A 22,237-nucleotide genomic window follows, 5' to 3' on the forward strand; every position below is an offset into this window, starting at 1 on the left:
TGGTGGTCAGCCCCACCGGGACTGACCGCCGTCGAGGGGAATGGTCACGCCGGTGAGGTAGGACGCCTCCGCCGTGCACAGCCACGCCACGGGCCGGCCGATGTCTGCCACGGGGTCGCCCACCCGCCCGGCCGGTATGCGGGCGATGAACCGCTCGGCCTCCTCCGGGTGGTGACGCGTCCACCAGTCGAGTCCGGGGCTGTGGGCGTGGGGGGCGACAGTGAGGGCTCGGATCCCGTCCGCGCCCCATTCACAGGCGGCCGCCCGGGTGAGCGCCCGGATCGCCTCCTTTGCCGTGCGGAACGCGGCGTCCGAGTACTCGTCCAGCGGCATCGGTTCCGCGAGCAGCACCACCGCGGCTCCGGATTCGGCCAGCGCGAGGGCTATGCCCCGGCCCACTCCCTGACCGGCGCCGGTCACGACGGCCACCTTGCCGGACAGGCGGGCCGCAGCACGGGCGGGGATTATCGTCGTGCTCGTGGTGGTCATCGAGGCCTTTCACGTCGGTGCAGCCGGGCGGGTGCGTCGACCCGCCACCGCCACTGTAGTCACCTGTGTACGGAAACTGTAGTCAACTGTGTACACCACGGTATCGTCAGCCTCGCCCCCCTCCGCCACCACACCGAAGGACTGCCCGTGAACAGCATCGACATGGACATCAGCACCACCGATGAGTGGCGAGCGGTCGAGGGGCTGGCCGCCTCGACGGGTGAGACCACCCTGCGTGAGTTGTTCGACCGAGACCCCGACCGCGGGAGCCGACTGGGCGTGACGGCAGGCGATCTCTACATCGACCTGTCCAAGAACCTGGTCACCGATGAGGTCGTCTCCGCGCTCCTCGGCCTCGCTCGCGTCGCGGACCTGCCGGTCCGCCGAGCAGCCATGTTCCGCGGCGACCGCATCAACACCACGGAGGACCGTGCCGTCCTGCACACGGCCCTCCGACGAGATGCCGATGACACGCTGACCCTGGATGGTTGCGACGTGGTCGTCGACGTCCACGAGACCCTCCGGACGATGACCGCCTTCGCCGAGCGGGTCCGGAGCGGGGAATGGACCGGGTACACCGGCAAGAAGATCACCACCGTCCTCAACATCGGCATCGGCGGATCGGATCTCGGGCCCGCGATGGTCGACCGGGCCCTACGCCCCCTGCAGACCGGCGGGATCACCGCCCACTACGTGTCGAACGTCGACCCCCGCGACCTCGACTCCACCCTGGCCGGGATCGACCCCGAGACCACCCTGGTGATCGTCGCCTCCACGACGTTCACCACCCAGGAGACGCTCGCGAACGCCCACGCCGCCCGTCGATGGTTTCTCGATCGCCTCGGCGCGGAGGACGCCGTGGCCGCTCACTTCGTCGCGGTCTCGACAGCCTCCGACGAGGTGGCCGCGTTCGGCATCGCCGAGGAGGCGGTGTTCGGCTTCTGGGACTGGGTCGGTGGCCGTTTCTCCGTGGGGTCCGCGATCGGGCTCAGCTGCATGATCACCCTCGGGCCCGGGGTCTTCACCGAGTTCCTGGAAGGCATGAACTCGATGGACGAGCACTTCGCCACCGCGGCGGATGACCGCAACGCGCCCCTGCTCATGGGGCTGCTCGGCGTCTGGTACACGAGTTTCCTGGGGGCCCAGTCCAAGGCCGTCATCCCCTACGCGCACGATCTCGTCCGCTTCCCCGCGTACCTCCAGCAGTTGACCATGGAATCGTTGGGCAAATCGGTCCGGCTCGACGGCTCCCCGGTGGCTCACCCCACCGGGGAGATCTACTGGGGTGAGCCGGGGACGAACGGCCAGCACGCGTTCTTCCAACTCCTGCACCAGGGCACTCACCTCGTCCCCGTCGACTTCATCGGCATCGCCCGCCCCTCGGACGGAACGATGGCGGCCGACGACCGTGTGGCCATGCACGACCTGCTCGTGATCAACATGTTCGCCCAGTCCCGGGTGCTGGCTTTCGGCCGGACCGACGCCGAGTTGCGCGCCGACGGCATCGAGGCCGCTCTCCTCCCTCACCGGGTGATGCCCGGAAACCGTCCCTCGACGACGATCCTCGCGCCCTCGCTGTCCCCCGGCGTCCTCGGGCAGCTCATCGCCCTGTACGAACACGTCGTCTTTGTCCAGGGGGCGATCTGGAATATCAACGCCTTCGACCAGTGGGGAGTCGAACTGGGGAAGAAGCAGGCCCGCGACCTCTACCCGGCACTCGCCTCCGACGAAGCCAGTGGTGCCGACACGGATTCCTCCACAGCGGCCCTCATCGCCCGCTACCGGGCCGCACGCGGCCGGGACCGGGCGACGGACCGCGGTTAACCCGCGGTCTCGTACTTCGCGGCCAGGCGCGAGAGCGTCTCGGTGATGCCGGACGCGTTCTGGTCGGCGACGCCGATCTTCTCGAAGACCTTGCCGATCTTCGAGGGCCGGGGATCGAAGCACTCGGTGACCTCGGTACGCCCATCCGCGGTCGGGGTGAACTCCCAGCGCCAGCGGTGGCCCGCGGGGTGCGCCCACTCGATGACCTTCTGGTCGGGCGTGTCGATGTACTCGGTGACCGTGCTGGTGATGCGGTACGGGACGCCGTACATGCGCATCGAGGTGGTGAACTTGGCGCCCTCGGACAGGGTCGACGGCCCCTTGACGTTGCTCTTGACGGTCCCCGAACCGTCGACGAGCCCGTGCTTGCGCGGGTCGGTGACGAGCCCGAACAGCTCCTCGGCGGGGGCGTTGACAGTGACGCTGCGGGCGACGACGCGGGGGCCGCGGTCGACGGTGGTGATGGCGGTCATGGCAGATCGGTCCTTCCGGAGTTCGCGGGATCGGATCACACCACGATAGGGCCGCGGCCGGTACCGCGGTGGCCTGTGATCAGTGCGCGGTGGGCGTGGGTCCGTGAGCAGTTCGTCGTGCCACGTCACGCCACAGTTCGGCGACACTCCCCACGACCACACCGATGCCTGCGCCCATCACCATCCAGGTGGCCAGGTTCGGGGCGCCGGCGATCACGACTCCGAGGACGGTGCCCACCCCGGCCCCGTAGAGGAGCCCCAACCCGACCAGCGGTCCCGCCGCGTGCGACCTCATGGGTGCCACGCTAGAACCAGCCCGGGACGGGATCAACGGATCAGTGCGGACTCGCCTGACGGACCGGGCCCGTGGCGCCGTGGTCTGCGGCATCATCACCGCTACGACACCCCACGGCCGGCCATCGGGCCGGACACCCCTCGGAAGGATGCACATTGATCGCCCTCACCGTTCTGTACCCCACGCCCGACGACGTCGAGAAGTTCGACGAGTACTACATCGGCACCCACATCCCCCTGGCCCACAAGGTGCCCGGCCTCGCCGACGCCAAGGTCACGCGCTTCCTGCCCGGCCCGGATGGATCGGCCCCCGAGTTCCACCTGATGGCCCAGTTGTTCTTCGCGGACGCCGAGGAGATGGGAGCGTCGATGGCCACCGAGGAGGGGCGGGCACTGGTGGCGGACGCCGCCAACCTCGGCGTCACCCCGTCCATGCTCGTCGGCAGCATCGAGTAGCCGGCAGCATCGAGTGACCACCCGGACCCGTCCCGTCAGCGCGGACGGGCACCGGGGCTCGCTCCTCACCGGACCTCCGCCACTCCCCACGCCCCCAACCAGATCGCCTTGAGGGACGCCAGCATCCGGGCGGACTCGGCTTCGGCGGGCTTGAGCGACCGGTCCTGGTAGAAGGCCATGACGATCATGTCCGTCAGCCTGTCGACGATCGCCCCGTGGTCATCGGACAACGGGGCGATCAGCCCGGCCTCCGAGTCCTGCCCCATCTGCTCCGAGAGGTGGGCGTTCAACCCCGTCACCAACTCGGTCCAGCGGGACCTCACCTCGTCGTCGTATCCGGTCTCCTGTACTCCGGCCACCATCACCTGGTCGTGTTCCACCCACGCGGCGTAGGACTGGCCGAAGAGCCGGTCGAAGTAGTCGGAGTGCGATTCCCCGGCCCGCCGGTGGTAGCTCCCGACGGTGTCGATCCAGGCGTCCCAGGCCCGCCCGACCAGCTCCCCCAGCACCTCGTTCTTGGACTCGAAGTAGAAGTAGAAGTTCGGCCGATTGATCCCCGCGGCCTTGGTGATGTCCTTGACCGAGATGTCCGATGCCGGCATCTGCTCGAGCAGTCCCTCGAACCCGTCCAGGATGACCTGCCGCTGGACCTCGCCCTTCGGTGTCCTTTGGCGAAGGGTGCGTCCGCGGGGAGGGGTTCCGTGGACGGGGTGTCGATCAAACTTGACGCTCTGTCAAGTTGTGACGAGCATTACATACACTGTGTGATGTGCGCAACAGGCCAACGGGGGTTCGGACGGGTCGGTCAGGTCGCGGGCACGTCCCACAGCGACGGGTCATGGCTGATCAAAGTAGGTACGGTGGCTTCACCATGACCCCTCCGCGCTCCCCCTCGCCCGACCCGGCCGGTTCCGCGGCGAGCCCGGTCGATGTGACCGGCTCAGCCGATCAGGCCGCGCGCACCCGGCCGCTGGTGGTCGCCGTGATCGGTGCCGGCGCGATCGGCAGCGCGGTCATCGAGGCACTCGAGCGGGGCGACGTCCCCGGGGCCAGGCTCGGCGATGTGCTCCGCTCCCGCAGCACGGACGAGGAGATCACCGACGCCATCGAGGCGGCCGACGTGGTCGTTGAGGCCGGGAGCGTCGAGGCGGCCGAGGAGTTCATCCCGCGAGTGACGGCCGCCGACAGGGACATGGTCGTGTGCTCCTGCGGGGTGTTCGCCCGCCACTCGGACCCCCTCGAGCTCCTCGCCCGCGGGCCCGTCTCCGGTCGCGTACTCGTCCCCGCCGGGGCGGTGGGCGGACTCGACATCCTCTCGGCGGCCGCACTCGCGGGCACCGACGACGCACTCCTGCGGCACTACACCATCAAGAGCCCGGCCGCGCTGGACGTCGACGAGCAGCTCACCGAGCGACGGGAGGTGTTCCGCGGGTCGGCCCGCGAGGCGGCGCTGGCGTTCCCGCTCACCTCCAACGCCTCGGTCGCGCTCGCGCTGGCCACGCTGGGATTGGACCGGACCGAGGTGGTCGTCGTCGCCGACCCGGAGGTCCGGCGCACCCGCCACGTCGTGGAGTGGGTCTCGTCGATGGGCCGCTACGAGCTGCAGTTCGAGAACGCCGTGGACCCCGACTCCGGCGGCCGCACCTCGGCGATCACCGCGTGGTCGGTCGCGGAGGTCCTCGCGTCACTCACGACGGGCGCGGGGCCGGGCGTGGTGGTGCTCGGCCAGGACCCGGGCCGCGGGTCGCGTCGCGAGGCGAAAGACCGGCCGGTGACAGGCCGACCGGTGGAAGCCCGACCGCCGAGCCCCTAGCGTGTGGGTCCCAGTCAACGAGAGGTGCGATTATGACCAACGCCCGACCGTCAGACCCTGATCCCGCCCAGAGCCCGGACGTGGATGACACCGGTTCCGCCCCTGCCGGGGTGACCCCGGACTCCGACTCGACCTCGATGCAGTCGGACAGTGCGGCCCGGAAGCAGGCCCCCACGGAGCGGCAGAGCCCGACTCCTCAGCCGGGACGCACGAGTCCCGTCGTGTGGATCGTGGTCATCGCCATCGTCGTCCTCCTCCTGGTGGTCGGCCTCGTGGGCTACGCGTTCGAGGTGTTCTAGAGCCATGCCCGCCGCGTTCGACACCGTGATCGTCGGGGCAGGCAATGCCGGGGTCTCCCTGGCGGCCCGCCTCAGGCGCGATGGCGTGGGCGGCATCGCGCTCATCGACCCCAGCCCGGTGCACCGCTACCGGCCGATGCTGAACTACGCCGCGGCCGGGCAAGCACGCATGTCCCGCTACGAGCGGGCCATGGCGACCGTGGTCCCGGACGGGGTCGAACTCGTGCCGCACGCGGCCACCCGCGTCGATCCCGACGCCCGGACCGTCACCCTCGACAGCGGCGCGTCCGTCAGCTACCGCGACCTGGTGTTGTGCCCCGGTCTCACCCCGCACTGGGAGGAGATTCCGGGACTGCAGGAGGCCTACGTCGACGGCTGGGCGGTGTCCGCCCACGTGCCCGAGTACGCCGGTCGGGCATGTGCTGCCCTCGTGCGTGAACGTGAGGGCACCGTGGTGTTCTCGGTTCCGCCCGAGCCGGCATCCTGCGGCGGGACGGTGCTCAAGGCGATGTTCCTGGCGTGCGACCGGTGGCGGCGGGCCGAGGTGCTCGACCGGATCGACGTGCACCTGGTGACCCCGTTCGGCGGACTGCTCGGACTGGAGAAGATCGACTCCCGATTGCAGCCGTTCATCGAGGACTACGGCATCACGGTGCACGCCGACACACGGGTGACCGCCGTGGACCACGCCGCCCGGACCGTCTCGCTCGACGGCCCCGCCCCGGTGACCCTCGAGCACGTCAACCTCGCCTACGTCACCCCGGACAGCCGCGCACCGCGATTCGTCGCCGACTCGGGCCTGGCGACGGGCGACGCCGCCACGCTCGTCGAGGTGGACCCCCGCACCCTGCGCCACACGCGCCACGAGACGGTGTGGGGACTGGGGGACGCCGCGACCGTGGACACCCGCCCGTCCGGTGGCGCGTTGCGCGACCAGGTCGCGGTGGTGGCCGACAACCTGCGCGCCGCCCGCGACGGTGAGCCGCTGAAGGAGTACGACGGCTACACGGTCATCCCCGTGGCCGTGAGCAGGGGCCGACTGGTGCTCGACGAGCACGACCGGGACGGCCGGCCGGCCCCGTCGGTGCCGGGGATCGACCTCTCCGCCCCGCGACGGATGACGTACGCGTTCGACCGGTTCGTCCAGCCCGTCGTGTACTTCCGCAAGCTCCTGCGCGGCCGGGTCTGACCCGGCGACCGGTCCGTCGCCGAGGTCAGTGGGTGGCCAGTTCGATCTCGTCCCGTCGCGCCTGCGGGAGTTCACTGCCGCGACCGAGATCCACCTGCACGTGGTGGAGCGTGGCGCCGCGGACCGGGAACGATCCCTCGTACGCGGTGCTCACCGCGCTCCCCCGACTGCGCCCGATGTCAAGGGTCTCGTTCATGCTGAACATCGCGGGGGCCGTCACGGCGATCCGCCCGTGCCCCACCTGCTCACCGTCGATGAGCAGGCGCAGGTCCGCGCCCGCCGCGATCCCTCCGTCGTAGGCGAACTCGAGCTCGACGGTGCGCGCACCCGCGGCGAGCGGTTCGCTGCCGGCTGCCCGGCCGTGGTGGCGACCGAAGAAGTTGTACTCGAAGACGGGCACCCCGTCGACGATGTACAGCGTCATGCCACCGAAGCGGCCGCCCAGGCTGAGCAGCACACCCTCGCAGGACCCGGCCGCGGGGGAATCGCCTCCGTGGACCTCCAGCGACGCCGTGAGACGAAACGCACGGTTGAGCAGCTTGGGCGCGGCCTTCTCGTTGAGCCCGTCCATGTGCGGGTACAGGGTGATCGACGAGCGGCCGCCCATGGGGTGGGGTGGGCGGTTGTCGACGCCGGCCTGGCGTCCCACGGTGCTGTCGTCCAGCGGCAGGACGTCGTACCGCGCGGCCTCGGCGATGAACTTCATCGTCAACCGCTCGAGGATCTCGGGGTGCTCTGCGGCGAGGTCACGGGACTGCGACCAGTCCGCGCGGGTGTCGTAGAGCTCCCATGTACTGTCCGCCAGCGGCGTGAGGTCGACGCCGGAGGTGGCCATCAGCCAGGGCGCCCGTTGCGCGGTCACGGCGGTCCACCCGTGGTCGTAGATCCCGCGGTTGCCGAAGATCTCGAAGTACTGGGTGGTGTGCCGGTCCGGGGCGTCGGGCTGGTCGAAGGTGTAGGTCATGCCCACCCCCTCCAACGGCTTCTGCGCCACGCCGTCCACGGTGTGCGGCATCGGCAGGCCCGCGGCCTCGAGGATGGTGGGGGCGATGTCCACGCAGTGGTGCCACTGGTGGCGCAACCTGCCCGGCTCGGCGATCCGGCCCGGCCAGTGCGCGACGAGGGCGTTCCGGGTCCCGCCGTAGTGGGAGGCGACCTGTTTGGCCCACTGGTAGGGGGTGTTCAGCGCCAGCGCCCAGGACGACGGGAAGTGCGGGTACGAGTCGGGGCCGCCGAGATCGTCCCACTTGGCCAGCAGTTCCTCGGTGGTCGAGGGCAGCCCGTTGAGTCCGGCGAGGTAGTTGAACGCGCCCAGCCGGCCGCCCTCCGTGGAGGCGCCGTTGTCCCCGACCATGTACAGGACCAGGGTGTTCTCCAGCGCACCCGTCGAGTCGAGATGGTCGATGAGTCGCCCCACCTGGTCATCGGTGTGCTCGAGGAACCCGGCGTACAGCTCCATGAGTCGGGCGGCGACCTTCTTCTCGTCGTCGTCGAGCTCGTCCCAGTGCGGCAGACCGGGCGCCCATGGTCCGAGCTCGGTGTCCTCGGGGACCACTCCCAGTTCCTTCTGGCGCGCCAGGGTCCGCTCACGCAGGGCGTCCCAGCCGTCGTCGAACTCGCCGACGTACCGGTCGCGATAGGACTCGGGGACGTGCAGCGGCGCGTGGACCGCGCCCAGCGGCAGGTAGCAGAACCACGGCATGTCGGGGGCCACGGCGGAGACGTTCTCGACCCACTGGACGGCGTGGTCCACCAGGTCCTCGGTGAGGTGGTATCCCTCCTCCGGCGTCCGGGGCGGGTCCACCTGTCGACGCCCGTCGTAGAGGACCGGGGTGAAGTGGTCCGCCTCGGCGCCCAGGAACCCGTAGAACGTGTCGAACCCCTCCTCGGTGGGCCAGCGGTCGAACGGCCCGGCGGCCGTGGTCTCCCACGGCGGGGTCTGGTGCATCTTGCCGAACGCGCCGGTGGCGTAGCCGTTGCCGCGCAGCACCCGGGCGATGGTGGCCGCCGAGTCGGGCCGCATGCCCGTGTATCCGGGTGCGCGGGTGCTCATCTCGGCGATCACGCCCATCCCCACGCTGTGGTGGTTGCGCCCGGTGAGGGTCGCGGCGCGGGTCGGCGAGCACAGCGCGGTGGTGTGGAACCGCGTGTACCCCGCCCCGTCGTGGTTGAGGCGCTCGATGGTCGGGGTGCGGCAGGGGCCCCCGAACGCCGAGGACGTGCCGAACCCCACGTCGTCGAGCATCACCAGCAGGACGTTGGGCGCCCTCTGCGGTGGGCGGATCTGCTCGACGCCCGGGAACCCGTCCTGCTGGTCGCGGCGGTCCATCTCAGCGGGCACCCGACCGGCGAGCCGCCGCACGGGCAGGACGTGACGGTCGAGACCGGCCTCGGGGAACGCGTCGTCTGACGGGCTCATGCCGGCACGTCCCCGACGATGGCGACGCGCTCCATGACCCGACGATGGGGGAAGTAGTCACTGCACGCGTAGTGCTGGGTGGCCCGGTTGTCCCAGAACGCCACCGTGCCCGGGGCCCAACGCAGGCGTGCCTGGAAGTCGGGCATCTTGACCTGGTCGAGCAGGCGCCGTAACAACTCCCTGCCCTCGACCGGGTCCATGCCGTCGATACCGGTGGTGAACAGGCTGTTGACGAACAGGAGTCTGCGGCCGGTCTCGGGGTGCGTGCGGACCACCGGATGGTGCTGCGGCGGGTAGCGCTTCTGCATCTCGGCGAGCTTGTCGGGGGACATGCTCCGGCCGAACGACGGCGTGAAGTCGTGTGTGGCCGTCAGCCCGTCGATCCGCTCCTTGATCTCGTCCGGCAGCGCGTCGTAGGCGTTGCCCATGTCCGACCACAGGGTGTCGCCGCCGGCATCGGGGACCTGGATTGCCCGCAGCACCGACCCCATGGGGGGCCGGTCCTGCCAGGTGACGTCCACGTGCCAGATGTTCTCCATGCCCGGGTTGTCCTGTCCGCGGTCGAACCTCACGACCTCGGGGATCTCCCCCTGGTCGAGGAGCGGGTGGACCTCCAGGTCGCCCCAGTGGGCGGCGAAGTCGCGGTGCTGGTGGGCGGTGACGTGCTGTTGGTCCCGGAAGAAGAGCACCTTCCTCTCGAGCAGCGCGGTCTTGAGTTCGGAGATCTGCTCGGGTGACGGGGCGGCGAGGTCGACGCCCTCGACGTCCGCTCCGATGAACGGGGTGACGGGCCGCACGCCCATGTGGTGGTAGGTGGCGGGCGGGGCATCGTCGGCCGTCAGCCGCATCCGCTTGGGGCCGAACTCGATGTCGTGATCGCCGATCGTGACCTGCATGGGGGTTCCTTCCGTGGCCGGTGGGCCTGGTCGAGGGGACGACGCGCGAGGCGTAGACATCTGTCTACAGCGTGCTCAACCGCGACTGTAGACGATCGTCTACAGTGGCGTCCATGGATCTCCCCGAATCGGATCGCCCCGTCGGACGAGACGCAGTACGCCGCGCCGTTCTGGGCACCGCCCGCCGGATCTTCGCGGCCCGCGGGCCGCGGGCGCCCCTGCGGCTGGTGGCCGAGGCCGCGGGGGTGAACCTCGGTCTCATCCACCGACACATCGGGAACAAGGACGACCTGTTGTCGGCGGTACTCGAGGACGGCCTGCGGCACGGCACCGCCCGGGTGGGAGACCACGACGATGCCGGCCGGGCCGTCCACTCCATGCTCACCGGAGCCGTCGAGAACCCGGATTTCAGCCGCCTGTTGGTGTGGCTGTCCCTGGATCCGGACGCCGTGTCGCAGCCGCTGATCGACGCCTCGGTCCGGCCCGCCGGCGCGGTGTCCCGCATGACCGATCCCCCGCCGGCCGGCGAACTGCATCTCGCGCTCGCCCTCACGGTGATCTATGCCTGGCCGGTTCTGCGCGACCAGATCCTTGACGTCCTGGACGTCGGAGCCGCCGACCGCGAGGGCGTCGACACGCGGATGGCGGAACTCCTGTCCGAGGTGGTCACGGGCCGGGGAGCCGGGGAAGGACGATGACGACGACGAGGGCCTGCTGCGCACCGGGCGCCCCGCCCCCTCCCGACGGGCCGAACCTGCGGGGCCCGCGGTCCCCGGGCCGTGGAGCCGACCGTCCCCGCCGGCAGGTCCTGATTCCCGGCGGGACGTCGGTGATGGGCGACCACTTCGACGAGGGGTACCCCGACGACGGGGAGCTACCCCTGCACGAGGTGAGCCTGCGCTCGTTCCGGATGGACGAGTGCGCCGTCACCAACGCCCAGTTCGCCAGGTTCTGCAAGGACACCGGGTACGTGACCGACGCGGAGGTCCTCGGCGTCTCGCCGGTGTTCCATCTCGCCGTGGAGGCCGACCCGGCCGACGTCCTCCACCACCTGGATTCCACGCCGTGGTGGGTGGCCGTGCGGGGAGCCGACTGGCGCCACCCCGGCGGGCGCCGGTCCTCGATCACCGCTGTGCAGAACCACCCGGTCGTGCACGTGTCCTGGAACGACGCGACGGCCTACTGCGAATGGGCGGGGGCCCGCCTGCCCACCGAGGCGGAGTGGGAGTACGCGGCACGGGGCGGCCTCGCCGGGGCCCGCTTCCCGTGGGGCGACGAGCTGACCCCGCGTGGTCGGTGGGGTCTCAATGTGTGGCAGGGACGGTTCCCCTCCCACAACACGCTCGACGACGGCCACCTGACGACCGCCCCGGTACGCGCGTTCCGGCCGAACGGATACGGCCTGCACCAGATGGTCGGCAACGTGTGGGAATGGTGCGCCGACGTGTTCGACCCCGGCTACTACGCGGTCTCGCCCCGAGAGGATCCCCGCGGTCCGCGCCCCGACGGGAGCCCGGGCGACGAGACGTGGCGCGTGATGCGGGGAGGTTCCTACCTGTGCCACGAGTCATACTGCCACCGATACCGGGTGGCGGCCCGGTCCGCGAACACCGCCGGTTCAGCTACTGCCAACCTCGGCTTCCGGTGCGTCCGCGACGTGTGACTCCCCTGGTCCGACACCGGCCCGAAGCGCGGCCTCGACCATGTCGTAGAGATGGGCGACGACCTTGTCGAAGTCGGCGTTGACCACGGTGTTCCGCGCGTCCCGGCGGTCCTCGTAGACCGCGAGCGTACCGGTGAACATCTGGGTGGCCAGGTCGATGCGCTCGAACGCCACCCGTCGCGGCAGGTGGGAGAGCACATCGATGAGGCGCACCACCACGTCGTCGGTCGCGGTGCGCAACTGCGCCTCCGGGATCCCGGGGGCCATGACCGGCCCGACCCGCTGCAGGAACCGTGCGTAATAGGTGGACTCGGGCTGGGACCGGAGCAGCTCGACGATCGGCTCGAACAGCACCCGCACGAGAGCCGCGAGGTCGGTGCCCAGGCCCTGCTCGTCGATCTCCGCCAACCGCTGCCGGCGATCGACGTCGAGGGCGGTCAGCCGGCGCCGCAGCACCTGCAGGATGAGACCGTCGCGGCTGCCGAAGTGGTACTGCACCGCGGAGTTGTTGCGTTGTCCGGCGGCGGTGGCGACGTCGCGCATCGAGACACGGTCCAGACCGCGCTCGCTGATCAGTTGCTCGGCGATCTCGAGCATCGCCGTCTTGGCGTCCCTCGCCTGGGCGGCTCCCTCGACCGAGGGTTCACTCGTCGGGTCCATCGGGCCCCTTTCCTCCGCCTTGATTGAACAGTGCCCATACCGCCGCCGGACCGGGCCGGTCGGCGTCGATCAGATCTTGGCCGCTCCGGGGCTCCACTTGCGGCCGGCGGCCTCGCCCAGCTGGTTGAAGCTCAGCACCGTGAGGAACAGGACGATGGCGGGAATCCCCACCAGTCCGGGGTACCTTTCGAAATCGGACTGACCGGCGCTGATCATGTTGCCCCACGTCGGTTCGGGCCGAGGAATGCTCAGCCCCAGGTAGCTCAGCGAGGCCTCCGCGACGATCAGCACCGCCACGAGCATGAAACTGTAGGACAGCACCGGCGCCACGATGTTGGGGGCCACCTCGCGCAGCATGATGCGGGTCTCGCCCGCGCCGAGCGACCGGGCGGCGGTGACGAACTCGCGGCCGGCGAAGCTCATCGCGTTGGCGCGGACGAGCCGTGCGTACGACGGCACCACCATGATCCCCAGCGCCAGGGTGACGTTGAGCAGCGTCGGGTCGAGGACCGTGACGATCGCGATGAGCAGAATGAGCGACGGGAACGCCAGCAGGACGTCGCTGATGATGGAGACGAGCCTGTCGACCCAGCCGCCCTTGTAGCCGGCCACCAGGCCCAGCGCGCCGCCGATGAGGGCGCCGATGACGACACCGCCGATGCCCACCACGATGGAGACCCGGGCGCCGTAGAGCAGGCCGCCGAGGATGTCGAGGCCCTGCCGGTCGGTGCCCAGGGGATGCGCCGTGAGCAGATCCGGCGGCAGCAGGGAGCGGGTCGTCAGCGCGAACTGCGGGTCGCGCGCCTCGGCCAGCGGCAGGAAGTCGACGATCAACGCGCCGAGAACGATGAGGGCGGTCCACCCGAGGGCGAGCAGGGTGCCGACCGCGGAGAGCTTCGGCAGGCGCAGCTTGCGCCGGGCGGGCGCCTCCGCGGCGATGGTCGCGGTCGCGGTCGAGGCGACGGTCGCGGTGCCGACGGACGCGTCGGTGGAACGGGTGGGGTCGTTGTCAGCCACGGCGGATCCTCGGGTCGATGAGTGCATAGGTGACGTCGACGGTCATGTTGACCACGACGTAGAAGACGGCGATGACGATCACACCGCCGAGCACCACGGGCAGATTGTCGTTCTGGACGGCGTCGACGATCATGCTGCCCATCCCGGGCAGGTTGAACAGCCGCTCGACGACCACCGTCCCGCCGATGAGGCGACCGAGGCTGATGCCGGCGAGAGTGATGATCGAGACCGTCGACGGCCGCAGGGCCTCCTTGACCAGGACGTGGCCGGTCGGCATGCCCTTCGCGCGCGAGGACAGGACGAAGTCCTGCTGCAGGGTCGAGATCATGTCGGTTCGCAGGACGCGGGTGAAGATCGCGACCTCCATCAGCGCGAGGGTGAGCGCGGGCAGCATGATGCTGCGCAGGTTCTCCCCCAGCCCCTCGGCCAGCGGCGCGTAGCCCTGGCGGGGGAACTCGGGCAGGAACAGAGCGATCACCGCGATCACCCCGCCCACCGCGAGACCGGCGATGAGAGACCGGCCCCAGGTGACGCCGGGCGCCCCGCGCCCGCCCCGACGGCCCAGCGGCGACAGCGCCACCACCAGCCCGATCACGACGGCCGCGCCGAGGATGAGCTGCTGCGCGAAGGAGTGGTTGAACACCAGCAGGTAGATCAGCAGCAGGCCGGCCACGAAGCTGGGCACCGAGATGAACGCGAACGCCACGACCGAGGCGACCTGGTCGAACACCCCACCACGGCGGTAGGCCGACCACACCGCCACCGGGACCGCGATCGCCAGCGACAGGATGATCGACAGGAACGCCAGCTGGATGGTGACCGGCAGCGCGTTGCCGATCATCTCGGTGACCGGCTGGTTGGGCGGGATGAGCGAGTTGCCCAGGTCAGCGGAGGCCATGCTGCCGACCCATTCCGCGAACCGGGTGGTGACCGGGTCGTCGAGACCCAGCTCCTCCCGGGCCGCCTGGTATTGCTCCGCTGTCGCGCCCGGCCCCACGGCGGATGCCGCGGAGTCGCCGGGAACGGCCTCCATCAGGAAGAACGCGCCGATGGTCGCGAGTACGACGACGACGACCGCGTGCAGAGCGCGTTCGCCAATGAACCTGAGCACGTGGGGAGACCCCTTCGTTTGAGTCACCGCCTGAGGCGGCTTCTTAATCACCTTGACGTGGACACCCTATGCCGTGATACTCATCACAGCAACACGTTCTAAGTAGTTGTCTTAGATCCCCGTCCGAGACACCAACCCAGGAGGCAGCCATCGCCGCCGCAGCACCCAGCGGACACGGGCCTTCGGACCCCGACCTGCTGCTCGAGGTCCGCGACCTGCGCACCCACATCGACACCCCCGACGGTCGCATCACGCCCGTCGACGGGGTGAACATCTCCCTGCGCCGCGGCGAGACGATCGGCATCGTGGGCGAGTCCGGCTCGGGCAAGTCGATGCTCGTCCGGTCGATCATGGGCATCGCGCCGACCACCGCCCGCGTCGATCAGGGCTCCACGGTCCGCTTCGACGGCCGGGACGTCCTGTCCCTGTCCCAGCGCGAGGCGCAGAGGTTCTGGGGCCGCGAGATCGCCATGGTGTTCCAGGACCCGCTGACCTCGCTCAACCCGATCCGGACCATCGGCCGCCAGATCACCGACCCGCTGCGCCACCACCTGGGACTGAGCCGCCGCGAGGCCACCGACCACGCGGTCGAGCTGCTGACCCGGGTGCGCATCCCCTCACCGCGCGCCCGGCTCTCCGAGTACCCGCACCAGCTCTCCGGCGGCATGCGCCAGCGGGTCGGCATCGCGATCGCCCTGTCCTGCTCGCCCAAGCTCCTCATCGCCGACGAGCCCACGACCGCGCTCGACGTGACGGTGCAGCACGAGATCCTCGACCTGCTGCACGGGCTGCAGGCCGATTCGGACATGGCGATGATCCTCGTCAGCCACGACCTCGCGGTGGTCTCGCAGCACACCGACAGGATCGGGGTCATGTACGCCGGACGGTTCCTCGAGGTGGGCGACACCCGGGCCCTGCTCGACGAGCCCGCACACCCGTACACCGGGGCGCTACTGGACTCGATCCCCCGACCGGACCTGCCCCCGCACACGCGGCTGACGGTGATCGAGGGTCGCCCGCCGAACCTGCGGGAGATGCCCGCCGGCTGCCGGTTCGCACCCCGTTGCCCGCGTGTGGCCGACGACTGCCTCGCCGTGGACCCGCCGCTCGAGGACCTGGCGACGGCACCCGACGTGACACCGCGGTTCGCCGTCCCCATCGCTGAAATCCACCGCGCCGCGTGCCATCACCCGCTCGTCCCCGCCACTTCCAGCTCCACCAGCGAGGCATCATGACCGTCCCCTCCCCCCACCTCACCGGTTCGGCCGAGCCGGAGAACGCGGGCCCTCCGGCCGATGCCGACGTCGTCGTCGACGAGCACGGGGCCGACAAACTCGTCGTCGACCACGTGACCGTCGAGTACCACACCCGCAAGGGCACGGTCCACGCCGTCTCGGACGTCTCCCTCACGGTCCCCCGCGGCTCCACACTGGCCCTGGTCGGCGAGTCCGGCTGTGGAAAGTCCAGCCTCGGCCGGGCGATGCTGCAGCTGCCCCGCCCGAACTCCGGGCGCGTGATGGTCGACGACACGGACCTGTGCTCGCTGTCCGGGGCGGCCCTGACCCGGGCCCGCAAGATGATCCAGATGGTCTTCCAGGACCCCGTGTCCTCCCTCAACCCGCGCCGCAGGGTCCGCGACATCGTGGCCGAGGGCCTCGAGATCCAGGGCGTCGACGGTGGACGCGAGGAGATCCGTCGCCGCGTCGACTCCGCCCTCGAGGCCGTCGGACTGGACCCCGAGCACGCCGGCGGCCGCCGCCCGTCGGAGTTCTCCGGCGGGCAGTGCCAGCGCATCGCCCTGGCCCGCGCACTCGTCCTGGAGCCCGAGGTGCTTGTGTGCGACGAGCCGGTCTCGGCCCTCGACGTCTCCGTGCAGGCACAGATCCTCAACCTCCTCGAGGAGATGAAGGAGCGCTACCGCCTGACGATGATCTTCATCTCCCACGACCTGTCGGTGGTGCACAACATCGCCGACCGCGTGGCGGTGATGTACCTCGGCACCGTCTGCGAGGTCGCCGACACCGAGTCGCTGTACCGGGCCCCGGCCCACCCGTACACGATGCTGCTCATCTCGTCCGCGCCCACGCTCGGCGGCACGCTCGCCGACACGCTCGGCGAGGACTCCATCACCGCGACCAGCTCCGAGCTGCCCTCGCCCCTGAACCCCCCATCCGGATGCAGATTCCGAACCCGGTGCCCACTGGCCACCGACATCTGCGCCACCGAACGCCCCCCGTTGGTCGACATCGCACCCGGCCACCAGGTCGCGTGCCACCACCCTCTCCAGGAGAATCGATGAAGCGCACCACCAGCGCCATGGCCGTCCTCGCGGCCGCCGCCCTGACCCTGTCCGCCTGCGGCGGCGGGGAGGAGTCCACCTCCGCCTCCGGCGGCGCCGAGGGCCAGGCCCCCGACCAGTCCGAGCGGTGCACCGAGGACCGGGCCGGCGGCGAGATCACCGTGGGCGAGTTCTCCATGCTCCCGTCCTTCGCGCCCGGCCAGGGCCAGTACGGTGTCCGCGGCGGCGCGCAGTCGGCGGCCGTCTACGACCGGCTCATGGTGTGGAACCCCGAGGCCGAGGAGTTCGAGCCCAAGCTCGCCGAGTCCCTCGAGGCCAACGACGACAACACCGTGTGGACCCTCACCCTGCGTGATGGCGTCACCTTCTCCAACGGCGACCCGCTCACCGCGGAGGACGTCGCGTTCACCGTCGGCCTGCACAAGGACCCCGCCACCCGGTCGGTCGCCATGACCGACGCGATGGAGATCTCCGAGACCCGCGTGGTCGACCCCCTCACCGTCGAGTTCACGCTCGCCCGGCCGTGGGCCGGTTTCCCCGTCGCGCTCGCCGGCACCATCGGCGAGGTCATCCCCAAGAACGCCTACGAGGCCGCCGACCCGCAGGACTGGGCCCGCAACCCGATCGGCGCCGGCGCCTTCACGGTCGGCAACTACATCCCCGACCAGGAGACCGTCCTGGAGCCCAACCCGGACTACTACGGCGGCCCCGTCTGCCCGACCCTGAAGTTCATCCGCATCCCCGGCTCCCAGGGCACCTACGACGCGTTCCAGACCGGTGAGCTCCAGGTGGGCTTCCTGCGCGGCGCCAAGTTCGTCAACATGGCCACGGCCGACGACGTCCGCGGCTTCGAGGAGATCATCAGCTCCGGCTCGGTCATCAACATGAACTCCGGCAAGGCCGGCTACGACGGCGTCCTCACCGACGTCCGCGCCCGCCAGGCCGTCGCCGCCGCCATGGACCGCGATCTGTGGAACCAGCGCCTGTACGACGGCGAGGGTCAGCCGACCTCCGCCCTGGTCGCCGAGTCCTCCCGCCTGTACGACGGCCAGGAGGGCCCGACGTACGACGTCGAGCGTGCGAAGTCGCTCGTGGAGGAGCTCAAGGCCGACCGCCCCGACTGGGACGGCTCCCTGCGGATGCTCATCTCCGACGGCCCCGAGAACATCGAGGCCGGCGTGGTCGCCAAGGCGCTTCTGGACGCGGCCGGGTTCAACGTCCAGATCGAGAACGCCCCGGTCTCCCAGGTCACCGCGCGTCAGTTCACCGGTGACTACGAGATCGTGATCGGCGGCCTGGCCACCTCGGACGCAGACCCGGCGTCCACGTTCGCCAGCGCGTTCACCCCGACCGGCGCGACCAACCTCACGGGCATCGACGACCCCGAGCTCACCGCCGCGGTCAACGAGCTCAAGGCCGCCGCCGACCTCGACGCCCAGAAGGAGGCGATGACCCGCCTGCAGGAGGTCTTCAACGAGGTGCAGCCGTTCACCGTGATGGCCAACGCCGAGCAGTACGTGGCCGTCTCCGACACGGTCGGCGGACTCACCCCGACCCTGTCCTCGACCGTCCTGTACGACGGGGCGTTCGTGAAGGAGTGATCACTCCCCCGCGGTCCTGACGGGCCGCGCCCGAACCACACAGACGTGCCCCGGGCTCCCGCCCACCGGTGAGAGCCCGGGGCATCTCTGTGCCGGAAACACCCACGCGGCGAGCCGACCGGCCCGCCGCCCCTCACGATCAGGAGAACAGATGACCCGCGCCACCAGCGCCCTGGCCGTCCTCGCCGCGACCACCCTCGCGCTCACCGCATGCGGAGGCGGCGGAGCCGACACCACCGCCTCGGCCTCCGGCGCCACCGCCCCGGACCAGTCCGAGCGCTGCACCGCCGACCGCGTCGGCGGCATCATCACCATGGGCGAGTACGCGATGCTCCCCTCGTTCGCGCCCGGCCAGGGCCAGTTCGGTGTCCGCGGGGCCACCGAGTCCGCGGCCATCTACGACCGCCTCATGCGGTGGAACTCCGAGGCCGCCGAGTTCGAGCCCAAGCTGGCCGAGTCGCTCGAGGCGAATGACGACAACACCGTGTGGACGCTCACGCTCCGCGACGGCGTCACCTTCTCCAACGGCGATCCGCTCACCGCCGAGGACGTCGCGTTCACGATCGACCTCCACAAGGACCCGAAGACCGTCTCCAACGCGATGACCGACGCGATGCAGGTGGAGCAGGCCCGCGTGGTGGACCCGCTGACCGTCGAGTTCACGCTGACCGAGCCGTGGGCCGGCTTCCCGATCCTCCTGGCCGGGACCGCGGGCGAGGTGATCCCCAAGGACGCCTACGAGGCCGCGGACCCCGCCCAGTGGGCCCGCAACCCGATCGGTGCCGGCGCGTTCACGGTCTCCGAGTACATCCCGGACCAGGAGCTGGTGCTGGAACCCAACCCGGATTACTACGGCGGGCCCGTCTGCCCCACCCTCGAGTTCATCCGTATCCCCGGCTCCCAGGGCACCTACGAGGCGTTCCAGACCGGCGAGGTCCAGGTCGGGTTCCTGCGGGGCGCCAAGACCGTCACCGCCGCCCAGGACGCCGGCGACCGGGGTTTCGAGACCATCACCAGCGCCGGCTCCATCGTCAACCTCAACGCCGGTAACGCCGGATACGAGGGCGTCCTCACCGACGAGCGGGCCCGTCAGGCGTTCGCCATGGCGCTCGACCGGGAGCTCATCGATCAGCGCCTCACCGGCGGTCTCGGCCAGCCCACGTCCGCCATCATCGCGGAGTCCTCACGCTTCTACGACGGGCAGCAGGGCCCCGAGTTCGACGTCGAGCAGGCCACCGCTCTCATCGACGAGGTCAAGGCCGACCGTCCGGACTGGAACGGCGAGCTCACCCTGCTCGTGGCGGACAGCCCGGAGAACATGGAGTCCGGCGTGGCGGTGAAGGCGCTGCTCGACGCGGCGGGCTTCAACGTCACCATCCAGAGCCAGCCGGTCGCGCAGGTCGTGGCCCGCCAGTTCACCGGCGACTACGAGGCCGTCATCGGCGGGCTGTCCCCCTCGGACGCCGACCCGGCCTCCACCTTCGCCAGCGCCATGACCCCCGGTGGCTCACTCAACATCCCGGGCGTCGACGACCCCGAGCTCACGAAGGCCGTGACCGCGTTCAAGGCCGCAGGCGACCTCGAGGCGCAGAAGGCCGCGGCGACCGACCTGCAGGAGGTCTACAACCGGGTCGTGCCGTTCGCCGTGATGGCCAATGCGCAGGAGTACGTGGTGGTCGACGACTCCGTCAAGGGCGTCTCGCCGAGCCTCTACTCCACGATGTTCTTCGACGGGGCGTTCGTCCAGGAGTAATCGCGCGGCCCGCCCGCCTCTCGAACACCGACGGCCCCGGATCCCGGAGACATCTCCACGGGATCCGGGGCCGTCGGCTGTCCGGGGTGGGGCGAGGCGGGGTGGGGCGGGCGGGCCAGGCGGACAGCAGCCTCGCCGCTCACAGCCGCGCCGCTCACAGCCGCGCCCCAACGTGGCGTCTCGCGCGCACCGCAGGGTGGGCGAGACGCCACGGCCAGGAGCGGCTGGTGAGATCCCGTGCATCTCCGGGAGCGAGACGCCATGCCAGGGGGCGGCTGCGCCGAAATGGGCGCACTGCGGCGAACGCGAGAAGCCAACCCCGAGCGCGGGAAGCCAACACCGACCGCGAGACGCCAGGCGCGGGAGCAGATGCCAGGCGTGCCGGGAGCCCGGGAGCCCAGGAACCCAGGAACCCAGGAGCCCAGGAGGCCCGGACGCGGGCCAGCTCAGGCCACTCGTCTGGCCGGGCCCGTCACCACCCGTCGTACCCCGGCGCCACGGTGGCCCACGGCGCGGCCGCCTCGAGCTGCCCCGACAGCCGCAGCAGCAGGTCCTCGCGGCCGTAGTCGGCGACCAGCTGCAGGCCCACGGGCAACCCGCGGGCGTCCGCGGCCAGCGGCAGGGAGATGCCCGGCTGCCCGGAGAGGTTGAACATGCTCGTGCACACCGAGAACGCCGAGGACCGCGTCCACATCGCCTCCGGGTCGGTCGGGTCCAGGAAGCCCAGCTCCGGGGTGGTGGACGGCAGCGTCGGCAGCATCAGCACGTCCACGCCATCGGGCCCGAACAGTTCGGCCACGCGCCAGCCGGTCCGGGTGGCGGTCTGCAGGGCCCGCGCGACGTCGGGGGCCGTGTGGGTCATCGCGTTGTCGAGGATCACCCGGGTCCAGGGCTCGATGTCGTCGTCGTCGAGGTCTCTTCCCAGTGCGGCGAGGCGCGCGTCGATGGTGGCCCGCAGCTGGGCGCCCATGATGGCGCCGACGGCCGACATCCCCTCCAGCACGTCGACGTCCAACTCCACCTCGCGCACGTCGTGGCCGAGCCCGGCGAGCAGCCCGGCGGTGTGATCGACCGCGGCGCTGCAGGCGGGGTCGGTGGGGAACGGTCCGGGCGCGACGCGCAGCATGCCGATGCGCAGGCGGCCGGGGTCGGCGCCGACCTCGTCGAGGAACGGGCGCGGCGGGGTGGGCGCACCGTAGGAGTCGCCGGGGCGGTGGCCGGCGACGGCGTCGAGCAGCGCGGCGCTGTCGCGGACGGTGGTGGTCAGGGCGTGGTGGTAGGACAGCGGCGACGAGAGGGCGTCGGGGTGCGGCCACGTCGGTACGCGCCCGCGGCTGGGCTTGAGGCCCACCAGGCCGCACATCGCGGCGGGAATGCGGATGGAGCCGCCGCCGTCGGTGCCGTGCGCGACCGGCACCATGCCCGAGGCGACGGCCGCCGCCGATCCGCCGCTCGACCCGCCCGTCGAGTACCCGGTGTCCCAGGGGTTGCGGCACGGGCCGTGCAGCAGCGACTCGGTGGTGGTCGACTTGCCCATCTCGGGCACGTTCGTCGTGCCGAGCACCACCATCCCGGCCGCCTTGTAGCGCTGCACGACGGTGCTGTCCACGGTCGCCACGACGTCGGCGAGCAGCCGGGAGCCGTCGGCGGCGGGCAGCCCGGCGACGTCGGTGCCGAGCGCCTTGATGACGATCGGTACCCCGCGCAGCGGGCCGTCGGGCAGTCCGGCCTCCACCTCGGCGCGCGCGACGTCGAACCGGGTGGAGACCATCGCGTTGAGCTCGGGGTCGAGCCGCTCGATACGGGCGATCGCGGTCTCGAGCACCTCGGCGGCGCTGGTGGCACCGGCGCGGATGTCGGCGGCCAGGGCGAGCGCGTCGCGGGTCGGGGTGGGGGTGTCGGTCACGGGGTGGCCTCTCGTGGGCGTGGGGATGGTGGGACGACGGTGATGATGGTGACGACGGCGACGACGACGGCGACG

At 70.8% G+C, this 22,237-nt stretch carries 21 protein-coding genes; 11 read left to right on the plus strand and 10 right to left on the minus strand.

Annotation, left to right across the window (positions count from 1 at the left end; all coding sequences use genetic code 11):
* Positions 1 to 6 precede the first annotated feature (6 nt).
* Positions 7 to 489, minus strand: coding sequence for an SDR family NAD(P)-dependent oxidoreductase (locus tag VZF99_RS11965; RefSeq protein WP_407334846.1), 483 nt, complete (start codon positions 487 to 489; stop codon positions 7 to 9).
* A 156-nt stretch (positions 490 to 645) separates the two neighbouring features.
* Between VZF99_RS11965 and pgi the strand changes: the two genes are divergently transcribed.
* Complete coding sequence (pgi, locus tag VZF99_RS11970; protein ID WP_407336124.1) at positions 646 to 2,313, plus strand: glucose-6-phosphate isomerase; 1,668 nt, start codon at positions 646 to 648, stop codon at positions 2,311 to 2,313.
* Here pgi and VZF99_RS11975 read toward each other — a convergent pair.
* Positions 2,310 to 2,786 (minus strand): SRPBCC family protein, encoded by a 477-nt coding sequence (locus VZF99_RS11975; protein ID WP_096906955.1) that lies wholly within the window; start codon positions 2,784 to 2,786, stop codon positions 2,310 to 2,312. The genes pgi and VZF99_RS11975 overlap by 4 nt on opposite strands.
* 79 nt (positions 2,787 to 2,865) lie before the next feature.
* Positions 2,866 to 3,081 (minus strand): hypothetical protein, encoded by a 216-nt coding sequence (locus tag VZF99_RS11980; protein ID WP_096906954.1) that lies wholly within the window; start codon positions 3,079 to 3,081, stop codon positions 2,866 to 2,868.
* A 155-nt stretch (positions 3,082 to 3,236) separates the two neighbouring features.
* Between VZF99_RS11980 and VZF99_RS11985 the strand changes: the two genes are divergently transcribed.
* Positions 3,237 to 3,536 carry an EthD family reductase gene (locus tag VZF99_RS11985; protein WP_120282947.1) on the plus strand — a complete coding sequence of 100 codons (300 nt, stop codon included), beginning with the start codon at positions 3,237 to 3,239 and terminating at the stop codon, positions 3,534 to 3,536.
* 65 nt (positions 3,537 to 3,601) lie between these two features.
* Here VZF99_RS11985 and VZF99_RS11990 read toward each other — a convergent pair whose 3' ends face one another.
* The gene (locus VZF99_RS11990; RefSeq protein ID WP_407336125.1) at positions 3,602 to 4,171 is read right to left on the minus strand and encodes a TetR/AcrR family transcriptional regulator; all 570 of its coding nucleotides are present in this window, start codon (positions 4,169 to 4,171) and stop codon (positions 3,602 to 3,604) included.
* Positions 4,172 to 4,407: 236 nt separating this feature from the next.
* Between VZF99_RS11990 and VZF99_RS11995 the strand changes: the two genes are divergently transcribed.
* From VZF99_RS11995 to VZF99_RS12005, 3 genes are read left to right on the plus strand one after another with little or no spacing between them, the layout of a single operon-like run.
* Complete coding sequence (locus tag VZF99_RS11995; protein WP_407334847.1) at positions 4,408 to 5,349, plus strand: aspartate dehydrogenase domain-containing protein; 942 nt, start codon at positions 4,408 to 4,410, stop codon at positions 5,347 to 5,349.
* A 32-nt stretch (positions 5,350 to 5,381) separates the two neighbouring features.
* The gene (locus VZF99_RS12000; protein WP_120282953.1) at positions 5,382 to 5,648 is read left to right on the plus strand and encodes a hypothetical protein; all 267 of its coding nucleotides are present in this window, start codon (positions 5,382 to 5,384) and stop codon (positions 5,646 to 5,648) included.
* A 4-nt stretch (positions 5,649 to 5,652) separates the two neighbouring features.
* Positions 5,653 to 6,837 carry an NAD(P)/FAD-dependent oxidoreductase gene (locus tag VZF99_RS12005; protein ID WP_404850451.1) on the plus strand — a complete coding sequence of 395 codons (1,185 nt, stop codon included), beginning with the start codon at positions 5,653 to 5,655 and terminating at the stop codon, positions 6,835 to 6,837.
* 25 nt (positions 6,838 to 6,862) lie between these two features.
* Here VZF99_RS12005 and VZF99_RS12010 read toward each other — a convergent pair whose 3' ends face one another.
* Positions 6,863 to 9,256 carry an arylsulfatase gene (locus VZF99_RS12010; protein WP_407334848.1) on the minus strand — a complete coding sequence of 798 codons (2,394 nt, stop codon included), beginning with the start codon at positions 9,254 to 9,256 and terminating at the stop codon, positions 6,863 to 6,865.
* Positions 9,253 to 10,152: a TauD/TfdA dioxygenase family protein gene (locus VZF99_RS12015; RefSeq protein ID WP_407334849.1), complete on the minus strand. Its 900-nt coding sequence runs from the start codon at positions 10,150 to 10,152 to the stop codon at positions 9,253 to 9,255. The genes VZF99_RS12010 and VZF99_RS12015 overlap by 4 nt, the downstream gene beginning before the upstream one ends.
* Positions 10,153 to 10,265: 113 nt before the next feature.
* On the opposite strand from VZF99_RS12015, the gene VZF99_RS12020 reads away from it, so the two are divergent.
* On the plus strand, positions 10,266 to 10,850 hold the full coding sequence (locus tag VZF99_RS12020; protein ID WP_407334850.1) for a TetR/AcrR family transcriptional regulator: 585 nt from the start codon (positions 10,266 to 10,268) through the stop codon (positions 10,848 to 10,850).
* 134 nt (positions 10,851 to 10,984) lie between these two features.
* Positions 10,985 to 11,815: a formylglycine-generating enzyme family protein gene (locus tag VZF99_RS12025; protein WP_407336126.1), complete on the plus strand. Its 831-nt coding sequence runs from the start codon at positions 10,985 to 10,987 to the stop codon at positions 11,813 to 11,815.
* Here VZF99_RS12025 and VZF99_RS12030 read toward each other — a convergent pair.
* The 3 genes from VZF99_RS12030 to VZF99_RS12040 all read right to left on the minus strand — a co-directional run bounded on the left by VZF99_RS12030 (position 11,771) and on the right by VZF99_RS12040 (position 14,603).
* Positions 11,771 to 12,475, minus strand: a complete 705-nt coding sequence (locus tag VZF99_RS12030; protein WP_120282961.1) for a TetR/AcrR family transcriptional regulator — start codon at positions 12,473 to 12,475, stop codon at positions 11,771 to 11,773. The two genes, VZF99_RS12025 and VZF99_RS12030, sit on opposite strands and share 45 nt — an antisense overlap.
* Before the next feature lie 69 nt (positions 12,476 to 12,544).
* Entirely contained in the window at positions 12,545 to 13,492 is a 948-nt protein-coding gene (locus VZF99_RS12035) for an ABC transporter permease (RefSeq protein WP_244200717.1), read from the minus strand.
* Positions 13,485 to 14,603, minus strand: a complete 1,119-nt coding sequence (locus VZF99_RS12040; protein ID WP_120282963.1) for an ABC transporter permease — start codon at positions 14,601 to 14,603, stop codon at positions 13,485 to 13,487. Before VZF99_RS12040 ends, VZF99_RS12035 begins: the two co-directional genes overlap by 8 nt.
* A 266-nt stretch (positions 14,604 to 14,869) precedes the next feature.
* Between VZF99_RS12040 and VZF99_RS12045 the strand changes: the two genes are divergently transcribed.
* The 4 genes from VZF99_RS12045 to VZF99_RS12060 all read left to right on the plus strand — a co-directional run bounded on the left by VZF99_RS12045 (position 14,870) and on the right by VZF99_RS12060 (position 20,256).
* Positions 14,870 to 15,838 (plus strand): ABC transporter ATP-binding protein, encoded by a 969-nt coding sequence (locus VZF99_RS12045; RefSeq protein ID WP_120282965.1) that lies wholly within the window; start codon positions 14,870 to 14,872, stop codon positions 15,836 to 15,838.
* Positions 15,835 to 16,902 (plus strand): ABC transporter ATP-binding protein, encoded by a 1,068-nt coding sequence (locus VZF99_RS12050; RefSeq protein WP_120282967.1) that lies wholly within the window; start codon positions 15,835 to 15,837, stop codon positions 16,900 to 16,902. The genes VZF99_RS12045 and VZF99_RS12050 overlap by 4 nt, the downstream gene beginning before the upstream one ends.
* A complete protein-coding gene (locus VZF99_RS12055; RefSeq protein WP_407334851.1) occupies positions 16,899 to 18,503 on the plus strand; it encodes an ABC transporter substrate-binding protein in 1,605 nt (534 codons plus the stop codon). The genes VZF99_RS12050 and VZF99_RS12055 overlap by 4 nt, the downstream gene beginning before the upstream one ends.
* Positions 18,504 to 18,654: 151 nt before the next feature.
* Entirely contained in the window at positions 18,655 to 20,256 is a 1,602-nt protein-coding gene (locus VZF99_RS12060; RefSeq protein WP_407334852.1) for an ABC transporter substrate-binding protein, read from the plus strand.
* Between the two features lie 472 nt (positions 20,257 to 20,728).
* On the opposite strand, the gene VZF99_RS12065 is transcribed toward VZF99_RS12060, so the two are convergent.
* Positions 20,729 to 22,162 carry an amidase gene (locus tag VZF99_RS12065; protein WP_407334853.1) on the minus strand — a complete coding sequence of 478 codons (1,434 nt, stop codon included), beginning with the start codon at positions 22,160 to 22,162 and terminating at the stop codon, positions 20,729 to 20,731.
* Between the last annotated feature and the right edge of the window lie 75 nt (positions 22,163 to 22,237).

Source organism: Dietzia kunjamensis (assembly GCF_045689975.1).
Taxonomy (GTDB): domain Bacteria; phylum Actinomycetota; class Actinomycetes; order Mycobacteriales; family Mycobacteriaceae; genus Dietzia; species Dietzia kunjamensis.

Excerpts from the sequence above, each read along its gene's own strand:
- VZF99_RS12050 (WP_120282967.1), top strand. The coding sequence starts at position 15,835 with ATGACCGTCCCCTCCCCCCACCTCACCGGTTCGGCCGAGCCGGAGAAC.
- VZF99_RS12015 (WP_407334849.1), bottom strand. The coding sequence starts at position 10,152 with ATGCAGGTCACGATCGGCGATCACGACATCGAGTTCGGCCCCAAGCGG.
- VZF99_RS12055 (WP_407334851.1), top strand. The coding sequence starts at position 16,899 with ATGAAGCGCACCACCAGCGCCATGGCCGTCCTCGCGGCCGCCGCCCTG.
- VZF99_RS11965 (WP_407334846.1), bottom strand. The coding sequence starts at position 489 with ATGACCACCACGAGCACGACGATAATCCCCGCCCGTGCTGCGGCCCGC.
- VZF99_RS12030 (WP_120282961.1), bottom strand. The coding sequence starts at position 12,475 with ATGGACCCGACGAGTGAACCCTCGGTCGAGGGAGCCGCCCAGGCGAGG.
- VZF99_RS12025 (WP_407336126.1), top strand. The coding sequence starts at position 10,985 with ATGGGCGACCACTTCGACGAGGGGTACCCCGACGACGGGGAGCTACCC.
- VZF99_RS11980 (WP_096906954.1), bottom strand. The coding sequence starts at position 3,081 with ATGAGGTCGCACGCGGCGGGACCGCTGGTCGGGTTGGGGCTCCTCTAC.
- VZF99_RS12000 (WP_120282953.1), top strand. The coding sequence starts at position 5,382 with ATGACCAACGCCCGACCGTCAGACCCTGATCCCGCCCAGAGCCCGGAC.
- VZF99_RS11975 (WP_096906955.1), bottom strand. The coding sequence starts at position 2,786 with ATGACCGCCATCACCACCGTCGACCGCGGCCCCCGCGTCGTCGCCCGC.
- VZF99_RS12005 (WP_404850451.1), top strand. The coding sequence starts at position 5,653 with ATGCCCGCCGCGTTCGACACCGTGATCGTCGGGGCAGGCAATGCCGGG.
- VZF99_RS11995 (WP_407334847.1), top strand. The coding sequence starts at position 4,408 with ATGACCCCTCCGCGCTCCCCCTCGCCCGACCCGGCCGGTTCCGCGGCG.
- VZF99_RS12060 (WP_407334852.1), top strand. The coding sequence starts at position 18,655 with ATGACCCGCGCCACCAGCGCCCTGGCCGTCCTCGCCGCGACCACCCTC.
- VZF99_RS12010 (WP_407334848.1), bottom strand. The coding sequence starts at position 9,256 with ATGAGCCCGTCAGACGACGCGTTCCCCGAGGCCGGTCTCGACCGTCAC.
- VZF99_RS12020 (WP_407334850.1), top strand. The coding sequence starts at position 10,266 with ATGGATCTCCCCGAATCGGATCGCCCCGTCGGACGAGACGCAGTACGC.